This window comes from Desertimonas flava (assembly GCF_003426815.1).
Classification (GTDB): domain Bacteria; phylum Actinomycetota; class Acidimicrobiia; order Acidimicrobiales; family Ilumatobacteraceae; genus Desertimonas; species Desertimonas flava.
Map to the genome: position 1 here is coordinate 114,395 of NZ_QKYK01000010.1, position 18,038 is coordinate 132,432.

Genomic DNA, 18,038 nt, shown 5'->3' on the forward strand with positions numbered 1-18,038 from the left:
CTCACCGCTGCGGCGTCAGCTGGCGAGGCTCGCCTCGCGTCGGCGACGGGCCTCGGCGCGGCGCAGTCCGGCGGCGAAGAGCTCGGTGTCGAACCAGGTGGGGAAGGCGCGGGCGAGGCGAGCCGGGCCGAGCACCCGCACGGCGCCTCCGGCCACCAAGGAGCGGAAGGGCACCAGACCGAGCAGCCAGCGGTGCATCTGCCGGTTGTCGGCCTCGACGGCGAGCGCGATGTCGACGCCGGGGTCGGTGCGGCAGACCGTGATGGCCCCGTCGTTGATGTCGAGCCAACCCTCGGCGCCGCCGACGCCGGTGAGCACGATGTGGGTCACCGTTCGCTCGTCGGGGAAGTGGTCGGGCAACGCGTGCTGGTGCATGCGCCACAGCAGCGACAGCCCGTCGAGGTCGTCGTCGGTGGGGTCACCGAAGGCCCATTCGGCGGCCCAGTGCCCCATCGCCCACACGATCGACGTCAGCCCTTCGCCGGACTCGGTCAGCTCGTAGCGCACCGGGCGCCCGGGACCGGCGGTCTGCCGAACGACGAGGCCGCGCGCCTCGAGCATCCGCAGCCGTTCTGCGAGCAGCGACCGGCTCATCCGCGGCACGCCGCGGTGGATCTCGTTGAAGCCCGTCGCCCCGATCATCATCTCCCTGATCAGCAGCGGGGTCCATCGATCACCGAGCACTTCCACCGCTGACGCGATCGGGCAGTAGTCGGCATACCCATTCACGCCGTCAGTGTGACCGACGACCCAGGGTCGTGTCGCTCGATTTCCGTCGGGACCCAGTTCGAAAGCTGCACTGGTTTGGCTCCGCCGGTTGTCGGATGGTGTACGGCATGTCAACGACGACAACCCTCAGCAACTCCATCACCCGTCCCGCCGACCTCGCGAGCTGGGCCGAAGAGCTCGGCAAGATCGCCGGGGCCGCGGCGGCTCGCCACGACCAGGACGGCTCCTGGATCGACGACTCCTTCGACGCCCTGCGTTCGCGCGGCTACCTGGCCCTCGCCGTCCCCTCTGAGCTGGGCGGCATGGGCGCGACGCTCTCCGAGATCGCCGGCGTCCAGCGCATCCTCGGCCGTCACTGCGGATCGACGGCCCTGGCCATGTCGATGCACCAGCACGTCACCGCCTTCACCGCATGGCGCTACCGAAGAGACCTGGCCGGCGCAGAGGCCACCCTGCGCCGGGTTGCCGACGAGGGCATCGTGCTCGTCTCCACCGGCGGGGCCGACTTCACCAACCCGCGCGGCACGGCCACCAAGGTCGACGGCGGCTACATGGTCAGCGGCCACAAGATCTTCGCCAGCCAGTCCCCCGCCGGCACCGTGATGTCCACGATGTTCGCGTACGACGATCCCGAACAGGGCCTCCGCGTCCTCAACCTGGCCGTTCCGTTCAGCGACCCCGGCGTGACCGTGCTCGACAACTGGAACACGATGGGGATGCGGGGCACGGCGAGCCACGACGTCGTCGTGGAGAACGTGTTCGTCCCGGGAGAGCGGGTGCTGGCCAACCGGCCTCACGGCGTGATCGACCCACCGCTCCAGGTGATTCTGAGCATCGCCTTCTCGGTGATCAACGGTGCCTACCTCGGCGTCGCCGACAGCGCCGCGGCGGCGGCGATCGACGCGGTCGCCGACCGTGCCGGCGATCCCGGCGTGCAGCGCCAGGTTGGGCTGATGCAGCACCGCCTCCGTGTCGCCTCGTGGGCCCACGAGGGGGCGTTGGCGGCGGTCGGCGACGATCCGCAGCCGTCGATGGAGACGGTCGCCGCGGTCATGGCCGCCAAGCGTGAGATCGCCATCGCCGGCATCGAGGTCTGCGACATCGCCATGGAACTGGCCGGCGGCCGCGCCTACTTCAAGGGCTCGCCGATCGAGCGCGCCTACCGGGACATCCGCGCCGCCAAGTTCCACCCGCTCACGCCGGAGGCCACGCTTCTGCACGGCGGCCGCCTCGCCCTCGGCCAGCCCTGCGACATCGTCTGAGTCCACCCCCCAACCCTCGCCGGGCGTGCCCGATCGGGCACGCCCGGCGACCACTAGGGGCGGACGGGCCGGCGCACCTCGTCGAGCACGAACGCCGTCTCCGTGCCGATCACCTCGTCGATCGTGTTGAGCTGGACCAGCAGGGTGTCGCGGAACTCGGCCATGTCGCGGCACCTCACGGTGGCGACGAGGTCGAACTCCCCCGCACACATCATCAGCGACTCGACACCGGGGACCTCGGCGATGGCGTCGCGGGCCCGCCGCCAGTCGTGTTGGCGGATGCGCAAAAAGACCAGCGCGCAGATGTCCAGGCCGAGTGCCCGCGGATCGAGCGTCGCGGTGTACCCGGTGATCACCCCGAGGCGGCGCAAGCGCTCGACGCGGGCGTGGGCGGTGGATCGCGAGATGTGACAGCGATCGGCCAGATCGGAGAACGACAGCCGAGCGTCGTCGAGGAGCTCGCGCAGCACGGAACGATCGACGTCGTCGATCTGTCGGGCGACGGTCCCGATGGGCCGCCCCGACAGGACATCTGGCGTTGAATCGGCGGTCATGTTGCACAATCGTACGGACTTGGGCGTCGAGTCTGGCGCATCGATCCTGCTACGGCACAGAATTGCCGCATGGCTGTCGAGCTCGCTGCCGACCATCCAGGCGTTGCCGACCCCGAGTACCGCCGCCGGCGTGACGAGATCGCCGAGGCCGCCCGCCGCCTTGCCCCCGGCGACGAGGCGGCCCGCATCGCCTACACGCCCGACGAGACAGCGACATGGACGACGGCGTCGACGGCGCTGGACCGCCTCCACGCCCAGCACGCCTGCCAGGCGTACCGGCTCGGCGCAGCGCGACTCGGCCTGCCACGTGACGAGGTGCCCCAGCTCGCCGACGTGTCGGCGCGGCTCCAGCATCTGACCGGCTGGAGATTCCATGCCGCACCGGGCCTGGCGCCGATTCGCGAGTTCTACGGGGCACTCGCCGAGCGGCGCTTCCTGTCGACGCAGTACGTGCGCCATCCCTCAGTGCCGCTCTACACGCCCGAGCCCGACGTGATCCACGAACTGATCGGTCACGCCAACGCCCTCGCCGAACCGCGCTTCGCCGAGCTGTATGCCGTCGCCGGGGCGGCCGGCCGCCGGGTCGCCGACGACGACACCACGTTGCAGCGCTTCTCCAGGACGTTCTGGTTCACGCTCGAGTTCGGCGTCGTCCACGAGGACGACGACCTGCGGGCGTACGGCGCCGGCCTGCTCTCCAGCTTCGGCGAGCTCAACGTCTATCGCGAGGCGGAGATCCGCGAGTGGGATCCCGACGCCATGTCGGTCACCGACTACGACATCAACGTGTACCAGCCGGTGCTCTTCGCCGCCCCGAGCTTCGACACGATGGTCGCCGACCTGCTCGGTTGGTTCGGCGCCCTCGGTCGCTGACGATCTCGGCGGGCGCGTGCGACACTGGGCGCGTGTTGCTCCCGGCCCGCCTCTACGACGGCATCGCCGCCGGTGAGGTGACGCTCGCCTTCCGGTCGTGGCTCCGGCCGACCGTCAAGGCCGGCGGCACGTTGATCACTCCGGTCGGGCAGTTGGCGATCGACGCTGTCGACGTGGTCGATCCGACCCGCATCAGTGACGACGATGCCCGCCGCGCCGGAGCTGCCGACGCCGACGCCGTGCGGGGCGAGCTGCGCGGCGGCGAGGGCCGCCAGGTGTTCCGGATCGCCTTCCACGTCGCGGGCGACGACCCCCGCATCGCCCTGCGCGAACGCACCGAGCTCGACGACGCCGAGTGGGCGGCGCTGCGCAGGAAGCTCGACGTGATGGACGCCCGCGCGTCCGACGGGCCGTGGACCCGTCGCGTGATGGACGTGATCGCCGAGCACCCCGCCGTGGTCTCCACCGTGCTCGCCGAACAGGTCGGCATCGACCGCCCCGAGTTCAAGCTCCGCGTGCGACGCCTCAAGGCGCTGGGCCTGACCGAGAGCCTCGGCACGGGCTATCGCCTGTCCCCGCTCGGCGAACTGCTCCGCTCGAAACCCTGACCAACGCCCTCAGTGGCAGTCGGAGCAGCGGCCGAAGAGGTCGACGCTGTGGCCGGTGACCTCGAAACCGAGCTCGTTGGACACCTTGTGCGACTCGGCGGCCATGGCCTTCTCGAAGCCGTGGTTCGTCGGGATGTCGACGACCAGCCCGCACGACGTGCACTTCATGTGGTGATGGTGATGACCGCTCAGAGCCTCGCTGAGCTCGAAGCGGTCGTGGTTGCCCCACCCGGCGACGCGCTGGAGGACGCCGACGTCCTCGAGCACGACGAGGTTGCGGTACAGGGAGCTCTGCGACACGCCGGCTCCGCCGATGGCCAGCAGATCGGGCACGGTGACCGGACGACCGGCGTCGACGACGAGCTCGAGGATCGCCCGTCGTTGCCTGGTGTGTCGCTGACCGACCTTGGACAGGCGCCGCTCGGCGGCGTCGTGCAGCCGGTCGATCCGGCCGGCCTCGCCGCCGTCGACGGGGACGACAGCGGGCTCGGCCGGCTCAGCTGTCGCTTGCTTGGCCACGGACCTACCGTACCCGGGCCCGCCGCCAGGCCACCGCCTCCCAGGGGCGCAGCTCGATCCCATCGGCCGTCGGCGCGGCCGGGTCGCCGATGTTGCCGATCAGCATCTCGGCGTCGGTCCACTGCTGGGCCTGCTCGATCGGGGCGACGACGTCGTGGCTGGAGAGGTTGGCCACGACCAGCAACTCGACGTCGTCGAGCCGCCGTAGGTACGCGTAGACGTTGGGGTCGTCACGCAGCTGTGGCGTGTAGTCGCCGGCGGCGATCACCGGCTCCGCGCGGCGTAGGGCGATCACGCGTCGATAGTGGTGGAAGACCGAGTCGTCGTCGGCCACGGCCGCCGCGGCGTTGATCTCGGTGTGGTTCGGATTGACGCCGATCCACGGCTCGCCGGAGGTGAACCCGGCGTGCGGCGAGGCGTCCCAGTGCATCGGCGTGCGCGCGTTGTCCCGGCTCGCCGGTTGGATCGAGGCCAACACGTCCGCCGGGTCGGCCCCGACAGCGACCGCCGCGGCGTAGTGGCGGAGGGTCTCGATGTCGCGGTACTCGTCGATGGTGGGTAACCAAGTGTTCGTCATGCCCAGTTCTTCCCCCTGGTACACGTACGGCGTGCCGCGCTGGAGGTGCAGCACCGTGGCCAACGCCTTCGCCGAGCGCACGCGGTGCTCGCCGTCGTCGCCGAAGCGTGAGACCGCCCGCGGCTGATCGTGGTTGTCCCAGTAGAGGCTGTTCCACCCGGTGTCGGCGAGGCCGATCTGCCAGCGGTCGAGCGACCGCTTGAGGCGGACGAGATCGAGCGGCTGCTGGTCCCACTTCGTCAGGCCGTGATCGACGCCGACGTGCTCGAACTGGAAGATCATGTCGAGCTCGCGGCGCGCCGGGTCGGTGAACAGGCGGGCGTCATCCACGGTGGCGCCGGGCGTCTCACCCACGGTGAGGATCGGCCGGTCGTACCGGTCGAACACCTCGAGGTGCATCTCGGCCATGAACTCGTGGATCCGCGGGCCGCAGATGAACGACGGCCATCCGTCGCCGTACTCGGCGCCGGGACGCACCGGGCCGTCGGGCAGCGTGACGTCCTTGGACACCATGTTGATGACGTCCATGCGGAACCCGTCGATTCCCCGATCGAGCCACCAACGCATGAGGTCGTACACCTCGGCCCGCACGGCCGGGTTCTCCCAGTTCAGGTCGGGCTGACGGCGCGAGAAGAGGTGGAGGTAGTACTCCCCCGTCGTCTCGTCGAACGCCCACGTCGGGCCGGAGAAGAACGACCCCCAGTTGGTCGGCTCGGCGCCGGGCGTGCCCGGTTCGAACCCCTCACGCGGCGGGCGCCACCAGTACCAGTCCCGCTTCGGGTTGTCACGGCTCGAGCGGGACTCGACGAACCACGGGTGAAGATCGCTGGTGTGGTTCACGACCAGGTCCATCACGAGCTTCATGCCGCGGTCATGGACGCTCGTCAGGAGCTCGTCGAAGTCGTCGAGCGTGCCGAACACCGGGTCGATGCCGCGGTAGTCGCTGATGTCGTAGCCGTTGTCGTCCTGCGGCGACGGGTAGATCGGCGACAGCCACAGCACGTCGACGCCGAGGTGGGCGAGGTAGTCGACGTGCTCGATGATGCCGCGCAGGTCGCCGACGCCGTCGCCGTTCGAGTCGGCGAAGCTGCGCGGATAGATCTGGTACACGGTCGACGTGGCGAACCAGGGCGTGGCCATGCCCCACATCGTTATCGTCGGTCCGTCATGGGAAGCGAGGGTCAGCCATGAAGTCAGTACTGGCACGGCTCGATCGCCTGCAGCAGCGCTACCCGGCGGTCGCTCTGCCGATCGCCGTGTTCAAGCGCTTCGGCGAACACGGTGGGGGACGGCTGGCCTCGACGATCTCCTACTGGTCGTTCTTCAGCATCTTCCCGCTGATGTTGGCGTTCGTCACGATCCTCAACGTCGTCCTCAAGGACGAACCCGAAACCCGCCAGGACCTCGTGGACGGGGCACTCGGCCAGGTGCCGGTGATCGGGAGCGAGCTGGGCGCAGATCATGCACTGGGCGGTAGCTGGGTGACCATCACGCTCGGCGTGCTGGCCGCCGTGTGGACCGGGCTCGCCGCGGCCAAGGCGCTGCAGGTGGCCCTCGACGAGGTCTGGGACGTGCCGATGTTCGAACGGCCCAACGGGGCGGTCCAACGGGTGAAGGCGCTGGCCTTCCTCGTCGTCCTGGCGATCGGCATCTCCCTGTCGACCGGCGCGTCCAACGCGACCAAGATCTTCGACGCCCCCGGCGTGGTGTGGGTGCTCGGCCTCGTCGTCACGTTCGTCGTCGACTCTGCGGTCGTCCTGTTCGCCTTCTGGATGCTCACCAGTCGCCGCCACACCATCCGCGAGCTGCTGCCCGGCACGCTGTTCGCGGGCGTCGGTCTCGTCGCCCTCCAGGTCCTCGGCACGTGGGTGGTGCAGCGCTACATCTCGGGTGCCAGTGACACCTACGGCACCTTCGCCATCGTCATCGCCCTGCTGAGCTGGTTCTTCCTCGTGTCACGCGTGGTGCTGCTCGGCGCCGAGCTGAGCGCCGTGCTGGCGTTCGGGCTGAGCCCCCGCTCGCTCCTCGCCGACCAGGACCTGACCGAGGGTGACCGCCGGGCCGCCGAGCTCGATGCCCAACGCGTCCGCCGCGACGAACGCATCCCGCTCGTCGCCGAAACGACCCCGTGAGCGGCGAGCCGCTCAGGGAATGACGACGAAGTCATCGCCTTCGGCGAGCCACGGCGCCGGCCACCGGCGCGAGGCGACGTCGAGACCGAACCGAGCGAAGGCGTCGGCGAGTGCGGCTCGGGCGTCGGCGCCGGCCACCACGGACACGACGTCCACGTAGGCCGAGCGGTACAGGCCGTCGTGACCGTGGTCGACCCCGGCGAGGGCGTGGGCCAGCTCGTGGGCGACGGTCGACACGCTGAGTTGCTCATCGGTCAGGCGGACCTCGACCGCATCGGAACCGCGCGCCGACCGTGCTGTCGGTGCGGAACGGGCCGACGACGAACGCGCCGAGCGCCGGGGCACGGTCACCACCACCGACGGGCCGGCCGAGCGCCACCAGGCACCGCCGACCACGGCGTCCACGAGCTCGTGGGCCTGGTCGCGCGTCATCCGTTCGGCAGCCGACGTGCCGTCGAAGGCGTGCGCCTCGGCGGCGGCGACCGCCTCTCGCCCACGGTCCACCGTCACGGCCCGCCCGGCTGGATGTGAACACAGCCCGCAGGTGGATGGCTCATGAGCCGCGGCCGATGGCGCGGCGGCCGCCCAGGCGATCACGGCCGAGATCGGCCTTCGACGCCGCCCGGTGTCCCGCCTGCCACCCCGACGCCTGGGCCGGCCGGGCCGGCGATGCGGCCACGACGCGGCCGAACGACTCGGCGGCGAAGGCCTTCACACGGTCGGCCCGCTCGGCGAGCTCCGGCAACAGGTCGGATCCACCGTCGCCTCCACCACGTCCGCCCCGACGAGGCGCCGGCGCCGGCCGGGACGCGGCGAGCAGCTCGGACACGCGCCGCGCGTACCCGAACAGGAACGAGCGGCGGTAGCGCTGGGTGGCCGCCGCCGTCGATCGCCGCATCGTCGCCATCTGCCCGGCCGCCTGCGTGTGCAGCGAGGCGTAGAGCAGTTCGGTCACGTCGAGATCGGACTCGAAACCGGCCACGATCGCAGTCGTGCCGGTCGATCCGGACTGGAACACGACCTCGCAATCGTGGGTGCCGGCCACCGCCATCAGCAGCGCCAGGCGCGCCCGGACGTAGGCACCCCGGCCGATCGGCAGCCGGCGGATGCCGAGGCTGCCGCGCTCGAGCGAATCGCGGACGTGGCCGAGATCGAGCCGGTGGGCGGCGATCAGCTGTGCCGCCTTGGCCGAGAAGGCCTCGGCCTCGTTGGCGTTGTTGGTCGATTCGGCCTTGGCGAGCAGCTTGCGCACCCGGTCGATCAGCGCTTCGTTGGCGGTGGTCATCGATTGCTGCCCTCCGGGGCGCCGAGTCGTACCACGAGCGGCAAGTGGTCAGACAGCTCGCCGAGCCGGGCCTCGTCCACGGATGTCGCACCCACGGTGGCGTCCAGCACCGCCCAACCGGGTGGTGCCATCACGTAGTCCAGCCGCTGGTCCGCCCGACGGCCGGCACGATGCCCGGGGCTCCAGTTGGTGAAGCCCTCGCCATGCGGGTGGGCGCTCGCCCAGGCGTCCGTCCAGCCGGCCGACTCGAGCCGCGCCGGCGCCGGACCTCCCGGGCAGTCGTTGAAGTCACCACCGACGACGGCACCCCCGGCGCGGCCGACGACGGTCGACGCCTCCTGGCCGCGGGCGTCGCCCTCGTCATGCGGCGACAGGTGCACGTTGACGACCGACACCCTGGCGTGCGCCGATTCGATCGTGGCGAGCACGGCGACGCGTCGTCGCCACGTGAACAGTGGCGAGCGGCGCAGGACGACCTTCGCCGTCGACGAGAAGGCCCACGGCGTCAGCACCGCCAGCCCCTCGGGCCACGCCCACAACGACACGTGCTTGAACACCCAGCGCCGACGCATGGACACGGCGGCGGCGAGACGGCGCGACTGCCGGCGCTGGATCTCCTGGAGCAGCACGACGTCCGGTGCCCACTCGCGGATCACGGCCGCAACGGCGTCCGTGTCGAGACCGTGGGATCCCTGGAGATTCCACGTCAGCACCGTGACCGAGATCGGTGCCTCGTCGGGATCCACGCCGACATTCAATCGACTTTCACCGGACGGTACGGTCCAGGGTGATGAGCACGAGCACGACCCCTCGATTCCTCCACCCCTTCGCCGCTCCGGCCCGGCCGGCGTTCGTCGAGGTCGTGCGAGGGGCGGGTGCCCTGCTCTGGACCGCCGACGGCCACGAGCTGATCGACGCCATGGCCAGCCTGTGGTACTGCAACGTCGGCCACGGACGGGGAGAGATCGCCGACGCCGTCGCCGCCCAGATGCGTTCCATCGAGGCCTACTCGTGCTTCGAGCCGTTCACCAACGCGCCGGCCGATGCGCTCGCCGAGCGGGTCGCCGCGCTGTCCCCCGTCCCCGATGCCCGCGTCTTCCTGTGCGGCTCAGGCTCGGAGTCGATCGACACGGCGATCAAACTCGCCCGGCTCGCCCAGCGCCTGTCCGGTCATCCCGATCGCACCGTCGTGGTCAGCCGGGAACGCGGCTATCACGGCACCAACCTCGGCGGCACCAGCGCTCAGGGCATCGCTCCCAACCGTGAGGGCTGGGGTCCGCTGGTCCCCGAGATGGTGCAGGTGCCGAGCGACGACATCGAAGCGCTGTCGGTTCTCATGTCCGAGCACGGCGATCGGATCGCCGCGGTGATCAGCGAGCCGGTGCAGGGTGCGGGCGGTGTGTTCCCGCCGGCCGACGGCTACCTCCAGGAGGTGCGGGCCCTGTGTGACCGCCACGGAGCGCTGATGGTGCTCGACGAGGTGATCACGGGCTTCGGCCGTCTCGGTCGCTGGTTCGCCGCCGAGCACTATGGCGTGGTGCCCGACATGATCACGTTCGCCAAGGCGGTCACGTCGGGGTACCAGCAGGTCGGCGGCGTGGTGATCGGCCAGGCGGTGGTCGGCCCGCTCGAGTCCGATCCCGCCTACCTCCTGCGCCACGGCTACACGTACTCGGGCCACGCCTCGTCGTGCGCCGCCGGCCTGGCCAACCTCGACATCCTCGAGCGGGAGGAACTGCTCGACCGGGCGGTGCCGATGGGTCGGCGCCTCGCCGACGGGCTCGAAGCGATTGCCGCCGACGGCGGGATCGCCGGCGTCCGCGGTGTCGGTGCCGTTTGGGCCATCGCCCTCCGGCCCGATCAGAACGCCGTGGCCGTGCGCGACCGCATGTTCGCCGACGGGGTGATCACCCGGGCGATCGGCGCCGACACCTGCACGTTCTGCCCGCCGCTGGTGACGACGGACGCGCAGATCGACCGCATCGTCGACTCGGTGGCCGGCGCCGTGGCGCCGTAGCTTGCCGTTGGAACCTCACGGTTGGTGCCCGGCACCAACCGTCAGGTCGCCGGCTGAGCGGCGCGGGGAGCCGGTTCTACTTGGTGGCGGCGGCGGTCTTCTTGGCGGCCGCCGCCTTGGCGGGCTTGAGCACGCCGCGGGCGAGCGCCCCGTCGAGGTAGTCCTCGGCCTCCTCGGCCGTCACCTTGAGCGCCGGCGAGATCTCGCTGATGAGGTTCACGCGGGCCCTCTCGTACATCGTGCGCTCGGCCGCCGACAGCGAGGCGTCACGGTTGCGGGCGGCGAGGTTCCGGACGACCTCGGCCACCTGATACACGTCGCCGCTCTTCAGCTTCTCCTGGTGGTTCTTGAACCGGCGACTCCAGTTCGACGGCACACGCGGATCGGGCTTCGACAGCACGGCCACGAGGTCTTCGAGCTCGTCGGCCGACACCGGCGGGCGGACGCCCACCTCGTCGGTCTTGTTCACGGGCACCTTGAGGGTCATCTCGTTGATGACGGTCTGCAGGATCAGATATTCCTGCTTCTCGCCGAATGCCTCCATCTTCTTGGTTCCCATGACGATGCAGGCACCGTGCTGGGGATAGATGATGGTGTCACCCTTCTTGAACTTCACGCAGGCACCTCGAGGCGAGAGTTGGGACGGAGAGACGGGATCGGAGCACAGAGACCGCCCCCGATCGGGTGCTCCATTGTACGGCGAAACGAGCCCGATCAGGTGGCCCGGTGGCGCGGGTTCGGCCGACGGTCCGAGTCGAGAGCACAGGGGTTACCGCGTGTTACTCTGCCCGCGGCGGCGGCCCAGGGTCGCCGTCAACGCACCGTCAACGCACCGTCAACGCACCCACGGACGCGCCGTGGGGCACCGAGACTTGGGGGTTCTACATGGCTCGATCACGGCATCTCGCCATCACAGCGGCGGCGGCCACGGCATTGCTCGTGCCGACCGCAATCGCCGGGGCGAGCGCGCCGCCCGACAGCGGCGCCGCCGAATCAGGAGCCGCCGAAGAGGTCCCCACCGGCACGGGCACGCCCGAGGAGGCCACCGAATGGGCCTTGAACTACACCGGCGGCACCGCCGGTGAGGCGTCGGGCGACCCGATCCGCATCGGCTACGTGAACCAGGAGGCACTCTTCCCCGAGGCCACCCTCGGCATCAAGGCCGCCGTCGAGTTCGTCAACGCCGAGCTGGGCGGCGCCGACGGGCGTCCCATCGAGCTCGTCGAGTGCCAGCTCAACACCGCCGAAGACGGCGGCGCCTGCGGCGCCCAGATGGCCAACGACGACTCGATCGTCGCAGTGCTCACCGGCACGAGCAACGTCGGCAACAAGGAGCTCTACGACGCCCTGGCCGGCAACAAGCCGGTCCTCATCGGCAACGGCATCACCACCGACGACTTCGTCAACACCGCCGGGGTGTCGTACACGGCGGGCTCCACCGGCGTGATCGCCGGCATGGCCATCTTCACGATCGAGGAGTTCGCGCCCGAGAACGTCGCCGTCGTGTACGTCGACAACGCCGGCGGCCAGGCCGGCGCTCAGGTCCTGCTCAAGCCCATCCTCGACGCCGCCGGTGTCACCAGCACCCTCGTCGGCGTCCCCGAGACGGCGACCGCCCCCGACATCGCCGCGGCGATGCAGGCCGCCGGCGCCGACAGCGCCGACGTCTTCGTGTCGCTGCTCACCCTGCAGGGCTGCATCGCCAGCTACGACGCCATCTCGTCGCTCGGCATCGACCCGGTCGTGGTCACGACGGGCCTCTGTTTCGGCACGCCGATGACCGACCACCTCGCCGAGCTCGGCGTCGAGGGCACGTACCCCGACGGCTGGTACTTCGGCGGCTATGGCTACAGCTACTTCCTCCCCGACTACGACTCGGGCATGCAGGCGTACATCACCAAGGTGCAGGAGTACGGAGAGCCGGTGGGCGGGTCCGAGACGCTCGAGTACACCGGCTTCGCCGGCCCGATGTTCGCCAACCTGCTGACGATCACCAAGTTCATCAACGAGCTCGGTGCCGACAACCTCGATTTCACCACCCTCGACGAGACGGTGCGCTCGTTCACCGGTCCGATGATGATCCAGTCCGGGCCCATCGAGTGCGGCGTCGGCATCTTCATCGCGGCGTGCGGTCACGAGATGGGCATCGAGCAGTACATCGACGGTGAGTGGGTGCCGGTGCGCGACGGACTCAACGGCAATCCGATCGTCGTTCCCGTCGCGTGACACGGCGCGCGTGACGACCACCACGTCGCGTTCCCCCGTCGCGTACGCCCGGTACGCAGCACTCGGTTCGGCGGCGATCGCGTTCATCGCGATCGTCGCCGTCCGGGACTTCCGGGAGAGCTTCTTCTCCGGACCGGGCGTCGCGCAGGGTGCGCTCATCGCGGCGATCAGCCTGGGGGTCGTCCTCACCTATCGCGGCGCGGGCGTCGTCAACTTCGCCAACGCCGCGGTCGCCATGTACGCGGCGTACGTGTACGCCGGCCTGCGGTCCCAGGGCGACGTCTTCCTGCCGCCGTTGCCCAACCCGCTGGCCCTCGTCGAGGGGGTCGTCCACTGGTTCCAGGACCCGGCCACGCTCGACCTGCCCGACTGGCCGACCACGGTCTCGCTCGGCGGACCGATGGGCTTCGGTCTGGCGCTGTTCCTGTCGCTGGTGTTCTGCGTGCTGCTCGGCCTGGCCATGCACTACCTCGTGTTCCGCCCGCTGCGGAACGCGCCGATGCTCGCCAAGGTGGTGGCGTCGGTCGGCCTGCTCCTACTCTTGCAGGCGATCGTCGTGCGCCGATTCGCCACCAACGCCCAGACGATCAAGCCACTGGGGTTCGTCAGCAAGGACCAGGTGAACCTCAGGTTGCTGACGATGACGCAGGAGCAGATCTTCGTCAGCGTCCTCGTCATCGCCTTCGCGATCGCCCTGTGGGTGCTGTTCCAGCGCACTCGCTTCGGCCTCGCCACCCGGGCCGCCGCCGAGAACGAGCGGGGCGCGATGGTGCTCGGCTTCTCGCCCGACTTCCTCGCCGGCGTCAACTGGGTGCTCGCCACCGTCATCACGGGGCTGCTCGGCATCTTCGTCGCGTCGATCAACTCACTGATCGATCCGGCGAGCACCCCGGCGCTCATCCTGCCGGCCTTGACCGCCGCCCTCGTCGGAGGGTTCTCGTCGTTCGGCATCACCACCCTGACGGCGTTCCTTCTCGGAATGCTCGGACCGCTCGTCACCGAGATGGGCGTCAACCGGTCGTGGTTCCCCAAGTCGAACGGCCAGGCGATCCCCGGGGTCGACGAGATGGTGGCGCTCGTCGTCATCGTCATCGTGCTGTTCGTGCGCGGCGATGCCGTACCCGGCCGCGGGTCGGTGACGCTCGGCCGCCTGCCGTTCGCACCCACCCCACCGCGTTGGGCCCTGCGCGCCGGCGGACCGGCGCTGGCCGTGCTCGCGGCGCTGGCGGCGATGTTCTGGTTCACGCCGCCGTTCCGGCTGGCCCTCGCCGACACCCTCGTCGGGATCATCATCTGCCTGTCGGTCGTCGTCCTCACCGGCTTCGTCGGGCAGATCTCCCTGGCCCAGATGTCGTTCGCCGGGATCTCGGCGTTCGTCGTCGCCAAACTGTCGACGGAACAGGGCTGGCCCTTCCCGTGGCCGATCCTCGTTGGCGCGGTCGCCGCCCTCGCCACCGGCATGGTCGTGGCGATCCCGGCGCTCCGGGTGCGCGGCGTGCACCTCGCCATCGTCACGCTGGCGTTCGCCGTGGCCGTCGATCAGTTCCTGTTCAAGAACCCGTCGGTCAACAGCCCGCTCTATGGCGCCCCGGTGAACACGCCCGACTGGCTCGATCCGAACAAGCCGCGCACGTTCAAGCCGTTCCTCGTCACGATCGGTGACGGCAAGCAGCCCAACCCGATGACCGCGGTGTTCTGCCTCGTCGCCGTCGTCGTGCTCTGCTACCTCGTCGCCAACCTGCGGCGCAGCAACACCGGCCGGCAGATGCTCGCCCTGCGCTCCAACGAGCGGGCGGCGGCCGCCGCCGGCGTGAGCATCCGTGGCACGAAGATGCTCGCCTTCGCCGTGTCGGCGTTCATCGCCGGCATCGGCGGTGCCGTCATCGCCTACCGCTCGGGTGGGGCCGACGAGGCCCGCTACCTGTACATCCAGTCGCTCGTCTTCTTCGCCTTCGCCTACCTCGGAGGGATCTCCAGCGTCTCGGGAGCGATCGCCGGCGGCTTCCTCGTGTCGGGCGGCCTCGTGTTCACGTTCCTGAAGAACGTCATGGGCGTCCCCAGCGAGTTCGCCCTGCTGCTGGGCGGCCTCGGGCTGATCATCACGGCCATCGCCAACCCCGACGGCATCGCCGGAAAGCTCCGCACCATCACTGCGTTCCCCGCCCACGCCGGCCGCGCCTGGACGCTGCCTCGCTGGCGCTCGGTCGCTGGCACCGGCACCGGCACCGGCACCGAGGAGCGAGCATGACGCCGTTGCTCGAGACACGGTCGATGTCGGTCACGTTCGGCGGTCTGCGGGCCGTCGACGAGGTCGACCTGCATGTCGACGAGGGCCAGGTCGTCGGGCTCATCGGGCCCAACGGCGCCGGCAAGACGACGTTCATCGACGGCCTGACCGGCTTCGTCCCCACCACCGGCGACATCCTGTTCCAGGGCACGTCGCTGGGCGGGGTGTTCCCCCACCAGCGGGGCCGTCTCGGGCTGGCCCGGACGTGGCAATCCCTCGAGCTGTTCGACGACCTCACGGTGCGCGACAACCTGCGCGTCGCCTCCGAACGCCAGTCGCCGCTGGGCTTCCTCACCGATCTCGTGCGTCCGACGCGCCGGCGTGACCAGCGCAACGTGGAGTTCGCGCTCGATGTGCTCGGCATCGGCGAGCTGGCCGAACGCATGCCCACCGAGATCAGCCAGGGTCAGCGCAAGCTCGTCAGCTGCGCGAGGGCCCTCGCCGCCCGACCCAAGCTCGTGTGCATGGACGAGCCGGCCGCCGGCCTCGACACCAGAGAGAGCCGCGAGTTCGGCGAGCAGCTGCGACGCATCCGCGACGCCGGCATCACCGTGTTCCTCGTCGACCACGACATGGGCCTCGTGCTCGACGTGTGCGACTACATCTACGTCATCGAGTTCGGCCGCAAGATCGCCGAGGGCACCCCCAGGCAGATCACGACCGACGAGCGGGTGATCGAGGCGTACCTCGGCTCGGCAGCCAACGACTCCGGCGGGCTGGATGTCGACGGGGGCGAAACCGGGGAAGGCAGCCGGTCATGACGGCGCCGCTGCTCGAGATCCGTGGCATGTCCACTGGCTACAACGACGTCCCAGTGGTGCGCGGCATCGACCTCGAGGTCGGCGCCGGCGAGATCGTCGCCCTTCTCGGCGCCAACGGGGCCGGCAAGACCACCACCCTGCTCACGGTGTCGGGGCTCAACCCGGTGATGAGCGGCGACATCGTGCTGTTCGGCCGATCGGTGGCGGGCAACCGTCCCCACGCCATCGCCCGCTCGGGTCTCGCCCACGTGCTCGAGGACCGGTCCCTGTTCTTCCAACTCACGGTGCGGGAGAACCTGCGACTCGGCGCGGTGGGCGGCGCCGGCGACCTCGACCAGGCCCTCGCCTACTTCCCGGCCCTCACGCCCATCCTCGACCGCCGCGCCGGCCTCCTGTCGGGCGGCGAGCAGCAGATGCTGGCGATGGCGCGAGCGCTGGCCACCAAACCGAAGCTGCTGATGGTCGACGAAATGAGCCTGGGCCTGGCGCCGATCATCGTCGAGCGGCTGCTGCCCGTGCTGCGCCAGATCGTCGACGACACCGGCGCCGGAGTGCTCCTCGTCGAGCAGCACGTCCACCTCGCCCTCGAGGTGGCCGACCGCGCCTACGTGCTCAGCCACGGCGACCTCGTCATGAGCGGGACGGCCGCCGAGCTGGCAGCCGACCAGCACCTCCTGCGTTCCAGCTATCTCGGAGCCACCGAGCTCGACTGAGCGCCTCCCGCGAGCCACCCGTCCGACGGAAGTGCCGACCAGGCGGGCCTCCCCCGGTCATTCCACGACGGCACTTCCTCGATGCGCAGGCGTGCCCGGCTCCGTCGTGTGACGGGGCCGTCAGCCGCCGTCCGCCCTAGGCTGGCGCCCGTGGCCTCCGTAGCTCAGCTGGATAGAGCACCGGACTTCTAATCCGACCGTCGCAGGTTCGAATCCTGCCGGAGGCGCGGGGCGAATGACGGGACGCGCCTTGCGCGTCCCGTCATTCACGCAGCGCCGTCGTCGCTCGAAGTTCCCGGCGCTGACGGAGCCGATCGGCCAGACTCGCATCCATGCATCGTGCGATGGTCCGCCGCCTCGTCCCGCTCGCCCTGGTCGTCACCACGACCGCCGCCCTCGCCTCGTTCGCCACCGCCGGCGCGAGCAACCCCCCGATCGACACAACCCAGCCGCCGACCACTGTTGATCAGGGCCCCCCGACCACGGCCGCTCCACCCGTCACCGACCCTCCGGCCACCGACCCGCCCGCCACCGACCCCCCGGCGACCGACGCTCCGGACACCCTGCCACTGCCCGAGACGTCGGCGGCACCTGGATCGGAACCGTCGCCGGGAACGGTGTCTCCCCCCGCCCCGAATCCCGTGCCGGCGGCCACGACCACCACGCAGGTCGTCCCGCCGGCGGGCCCGGTGCTCAAGATCCTGCTCACCAACGACGACGGCTGGGACGCCGAGGGGATCACGGCCGTCCGCGCCGCGCTGATCGCCGCCGGGCACGACGTCGTGATCGTCGCCCCAGCGACCAACCAGAGCGGCGTCGGCGGGCGCGTGACGCTCGTCGGTGAGCTGACCCTCACCCAGCACGCCGACGGTGTGTTCTCCGTCGACGGATCCCCCGCCGACGCCACCGAGATCGGGCTCGACATCGCCTTCGGCGGCGAGCGTCCCGACCTGGTCATCTCGGGAACGAACGCCGGCCAGAACATCGGCGCGACCGCCGTGCACTCGGGCACGTTGGGCGCGGCGGTGACGGCGCTGAACGACGGCGTGCCGGCCATCGCCGTCAGCACCGAGACCGACCTCACGACGGGCGAGGGCGACATCACCGGCACGGCGTCGTTCGTCGTCACCGCCGTGCAGCAGCTGGTCGACCGGGCCGACGGCGGCCCGCTCCTGCCCGAAGGCATCGGACTCAGCATCAACTTCCCGTTCGTCGAGAGCGGCGGGCCGGCGGGCGTGGCGATCACCACGACCGATTCGAGCTTCCTCGAGCTCGACTACAGCGCCGTGTCGATCCCGGAGGTCGGGAGCGAGACGGTGATCGGCCCAGTGCTCACGATCGTCGATCCGATCGATCCCGACGGTGATGCCGCCCGTCTCGCGGCCGACTTCGTCACCATCACGTTCATCACCGGCGACTACGACGTCGTGGCACCCGGACAGGTGGCCGCGCTCGACGAGCTGGGTCCGCTGCTCGTCGATCTCGGGCTGTAGAC

At 70.3% G+C, this 18,038-nt stretch carries 18 protein-coding genes and 1 tRNA gene; 11 read left to right on the forward strand and 8 right to left on the reverse strand.

Annotated features, from left to right (window positions below; genetic code table 11):
• Positions 1-15: 15 nt before the first annotated feature.
• Positions 16-729: a winged helix-turn-helix transcriptional regulator gene (locus DN771_RS13770; RefSeq protein WP_116998116.1), complete on the reverse strand. Its 714-nt coding sequence runs from the start codon at positions 727-729 to the stop codon at positions 16-18.
• Positions 730-836: 107 nt separating this feature from the next.
• On the opposite strand from DN771_RS13770, the gene DN771_RS13775 reads away from it, so the two are divergent.
• Positions 837-1,991 carry an acyl-CoA dehydrogenase family protein gene (locus tag DN771_RS13775; RefSeq protein WP_116998175.1) on the forward strand — a complete coding sequence of 385 codons (1,155 nt, stop codon included), beginning with the start codon at positions 837-839 and terminating at the stop codon, positions 1,989-1,991.
• 53 nt (positions 1,992-2,044) lie between these two features.
• On the opposite strand, the gene DN771_RS29520 is transcribed toward DN771_RS13775, so the two are convergent.
• On the reverse strand, positions 2,045-2,545 hold the full coding sequence (locus DN771_RS29520; RefSeq protein WP_162941926.1) for an Lrp/AsnC family transcriptional regulator: 501 nt from the start codon (positions 2,543-2,545) through the stop codon (positions 2,045-2,047).
• A 69-nt stretch (positions 2,546-2,614) separates the two neighbouring features.
• On the opposite strand from DN771_RS29520, the gene DN771_RS13790 reads away from it, so the two are divergent.
• Both DN771_RS13790 and DN771_RS13795 read left to right on the forward strand, forming a co-directional pair.
• The gene (locus DN771_RS13790) at positions 2,615-3,418 is read left to right on the forward strand and encodes a phenylalanine 4-monooxygenase (RefSeq protein WP_116998118.1); all 804 of its coding nucleotides are present in this window, start codon (positions 2,615-2,617) and stop codon (positions 3,416-3,418) included.
• Between the two features lie 32 nt (positions 3,419-3,450).
• Positions 3,451-4,026 carry a hypothetical protein gene (locus DN771_RS13795; RefSeq protein WP_116998119.1) on the forward strand — a complete coding sequence of 192 codons (576 nt, stop codon included), beginning with the start codon at positions 3,451-3,453 and terminating at the stop codon, positions 4,024-4,026.
• A 9-nt stretch (positions 4,027-4,035) separates the two neighbouring features.
• Here the strand turns inward: DN771_RS13795 and DN771_RS13800 are convergent, their stop codons facing one another.
• Positions 4,036-4,545, reverse strand: a complete 510-nt coding sequence (locus DN771_RS13800) for a Fur family transcriptional regulator (protein WP_162941927.1) — start codon at positions 4,543-4,545, stop codon at positions 4,036-4,038.
• Positions 4,546-4,549: 4 nt separating this feature from the next.
• Positions 4,550-6,262, reverse strand: coding sequence for a glycoside hydrolase family 13 protein (locus DN771_RS13805; RefSeq protein WP_116998121.1), 1,713 nt, complete (start codon positions 6,260-6,262; stop codon positions 4,550-4,552).
• Between the two features lie 47 nt (positions 6,263-6,309).
• Here DN771_RS13805 and DN771_RS13810 point away from each other — a divergent pair, with 47 nt between their 5' ends.
• Positions 6,310-7,254: a YihY/virulence factor BrkB family protein gene (locus DN771_RS13810; RefSeq protein WP_116998122.1), complete on the forward strand. Its 945-nt coding sequence runs from the start codon at positions 6,310-6,312 to the stop codon at positions 7,252-7,254.
• A 12-nt stretch (positions 7,255-7,266) separates the two neighbouring features.
• Here DN771_RS13810 and DN771_RS29525 read toward each other — a convergent pair whose 3' ends face one another.
• The 3 genes from DN771_RS29525 to DN771_RS13825 are packed head-to-tail and all read right to left on the reverse strand — an operon-like array spanning position 7,267 to position 9,285.
• Entirely contained in the window at positions 7,267-7,758 is a 492-nt protein-coding gene (locus DN771_RS29525) for a hypothetical protein (protein WP_162941928.1), read from the reverse strand.
• Between the two features lie 49 nt (positions 7,759-7,807).
• On the reverse strand, positions 7,808-8,539 hold the full coding sequence (locus DN771_RS13820) for a DUF2786 domain-containing protein (protein ID WP_116998124.1): 732 nt from the start codon (positions 8,537-8,539) through the stop codon (positions 7,808-7,810).
• Entirely contained in the window at positions 8,536-9,285 is a 750-nt protein-coding gene (locus DN771_RS13825) for an endonuclease/exonuclease/phosphatase family protein (RefSeq protein ID WP_162941929.1), read from the reverse strand. Before DN771_RS13825 ends, DN771_RS13820 begins: the two co-directional genes overlap by 4 nt.
• 44 nt (positions 9,286-9,329) lie before the next feature.
• Between DN771_RS13825 and DN771_RS13830 the strand changes: the two genes are divergently transcribed.
• Positions 9,330-10,556, forward strand: coding sequence for an aminotransferase family protein (locus DN771_RS13830; protein WP_116998126.1), 1,227 nt, complete (start codon positions 9,330-9,332; stop codon positions 10,554-10,556).
• 76 nt (positions 10,557-10,632) lie between these two features.
• Here DN771_RS13830 and DN771_RS13835 read toward each other — a convergent pair whose 3' ends face one another.
• Positions 10,633-11,172 (reverse strand): CarD family transcriptional regulator, encoded by a 540-nt coding sequence (locus DN771_RS13835; protein WP_116998127.1) that lies wholly within the window; start codon positions 11,170-11,172, stop codon positions 10,633-10,635.
• Positions 11,173-11,441: 269 nt separating this feature from the next.
• Here DN771_RS13835 and DN771_RS13840 point away from each other — a divergent pair, with 269 nt between their 5' ends.
• The 6 genes from DN771_RS13840 to surE all read left to right on the forward strand — a co-directional run bounded on the left by DN771_RS13840 (position 11,442) and on the right by surE (position 18,036).
• Positions 11,442-12,782 carry an ABC transporter substrate-binding protein gene (locus DN771_RS13840; RefSeq protein WP_116998128.1) on the forward strand — a complete coding sequence of 447 codons (1,341 nt, stop codon included), beginning with the start codon at positions 11,442-11,444 and terminating at the stop codon, positions 12,780-12,782.
• A gap of 10 nt (positions 12,783-12,792) precedes the next feature.
• Complete coding sequence (locus DN771_RS13845) at positions 12,793-15,030, forward strand: ABC transporter permease (protein WP_205528583.1); 2,238 nt, start codon at positions 12,793-12,795, stop codon at positions 15,028-15,030.
• Positions 15,027-15,830, forward strand: a complete 804-nt coding sequence (locus tag DN771_RS13850) for an ABC transporter ATP-binding protein (protein WP_116998129.1) — start codon at positions 15,027-15,029, stop codon at positions 15,828-15,830. Before DN771_RS13845 ends, DN771_RS13850 begins: the two co-directional genes overlap by 4 nt.
• Entirely contained in the window at positions 15,827-16,543 is a 717-nt protein-coding gene (locus DN771_RS13855) for an ABC transporter ATP-binding protein (protein WP_116998130.1), read from the forward strand. The genes DN771_RS13850 and DN771_RS13855 overlap by 4 nt, the downstream gene beginning before the upstream one ends.
• Before the next feature lie 153 nt (positions 16,544-16,696).
• A tRNA-Arg gene (locus DN771_RS13860) sits at positions 16,697-16,770 on the forward strand.
• Positions 16,771-16,875: 105 nt separating this feature from the next.
• The gene (gene surE, locus DN771_RS13865; RefSeq protein WP_116998131.1) at positions 16,876-18,036 is read left to right on the forward strand and encodes a 5'/3'-nucleotidase SurE; all 1,161 of its coding nucleotides are present in this window, start codon (positions 16,876-16,878) and stop codon (positions 18,034-18,036) included.
• Positions 18,037-18,038: the final 2 nt, after the last annotated feature.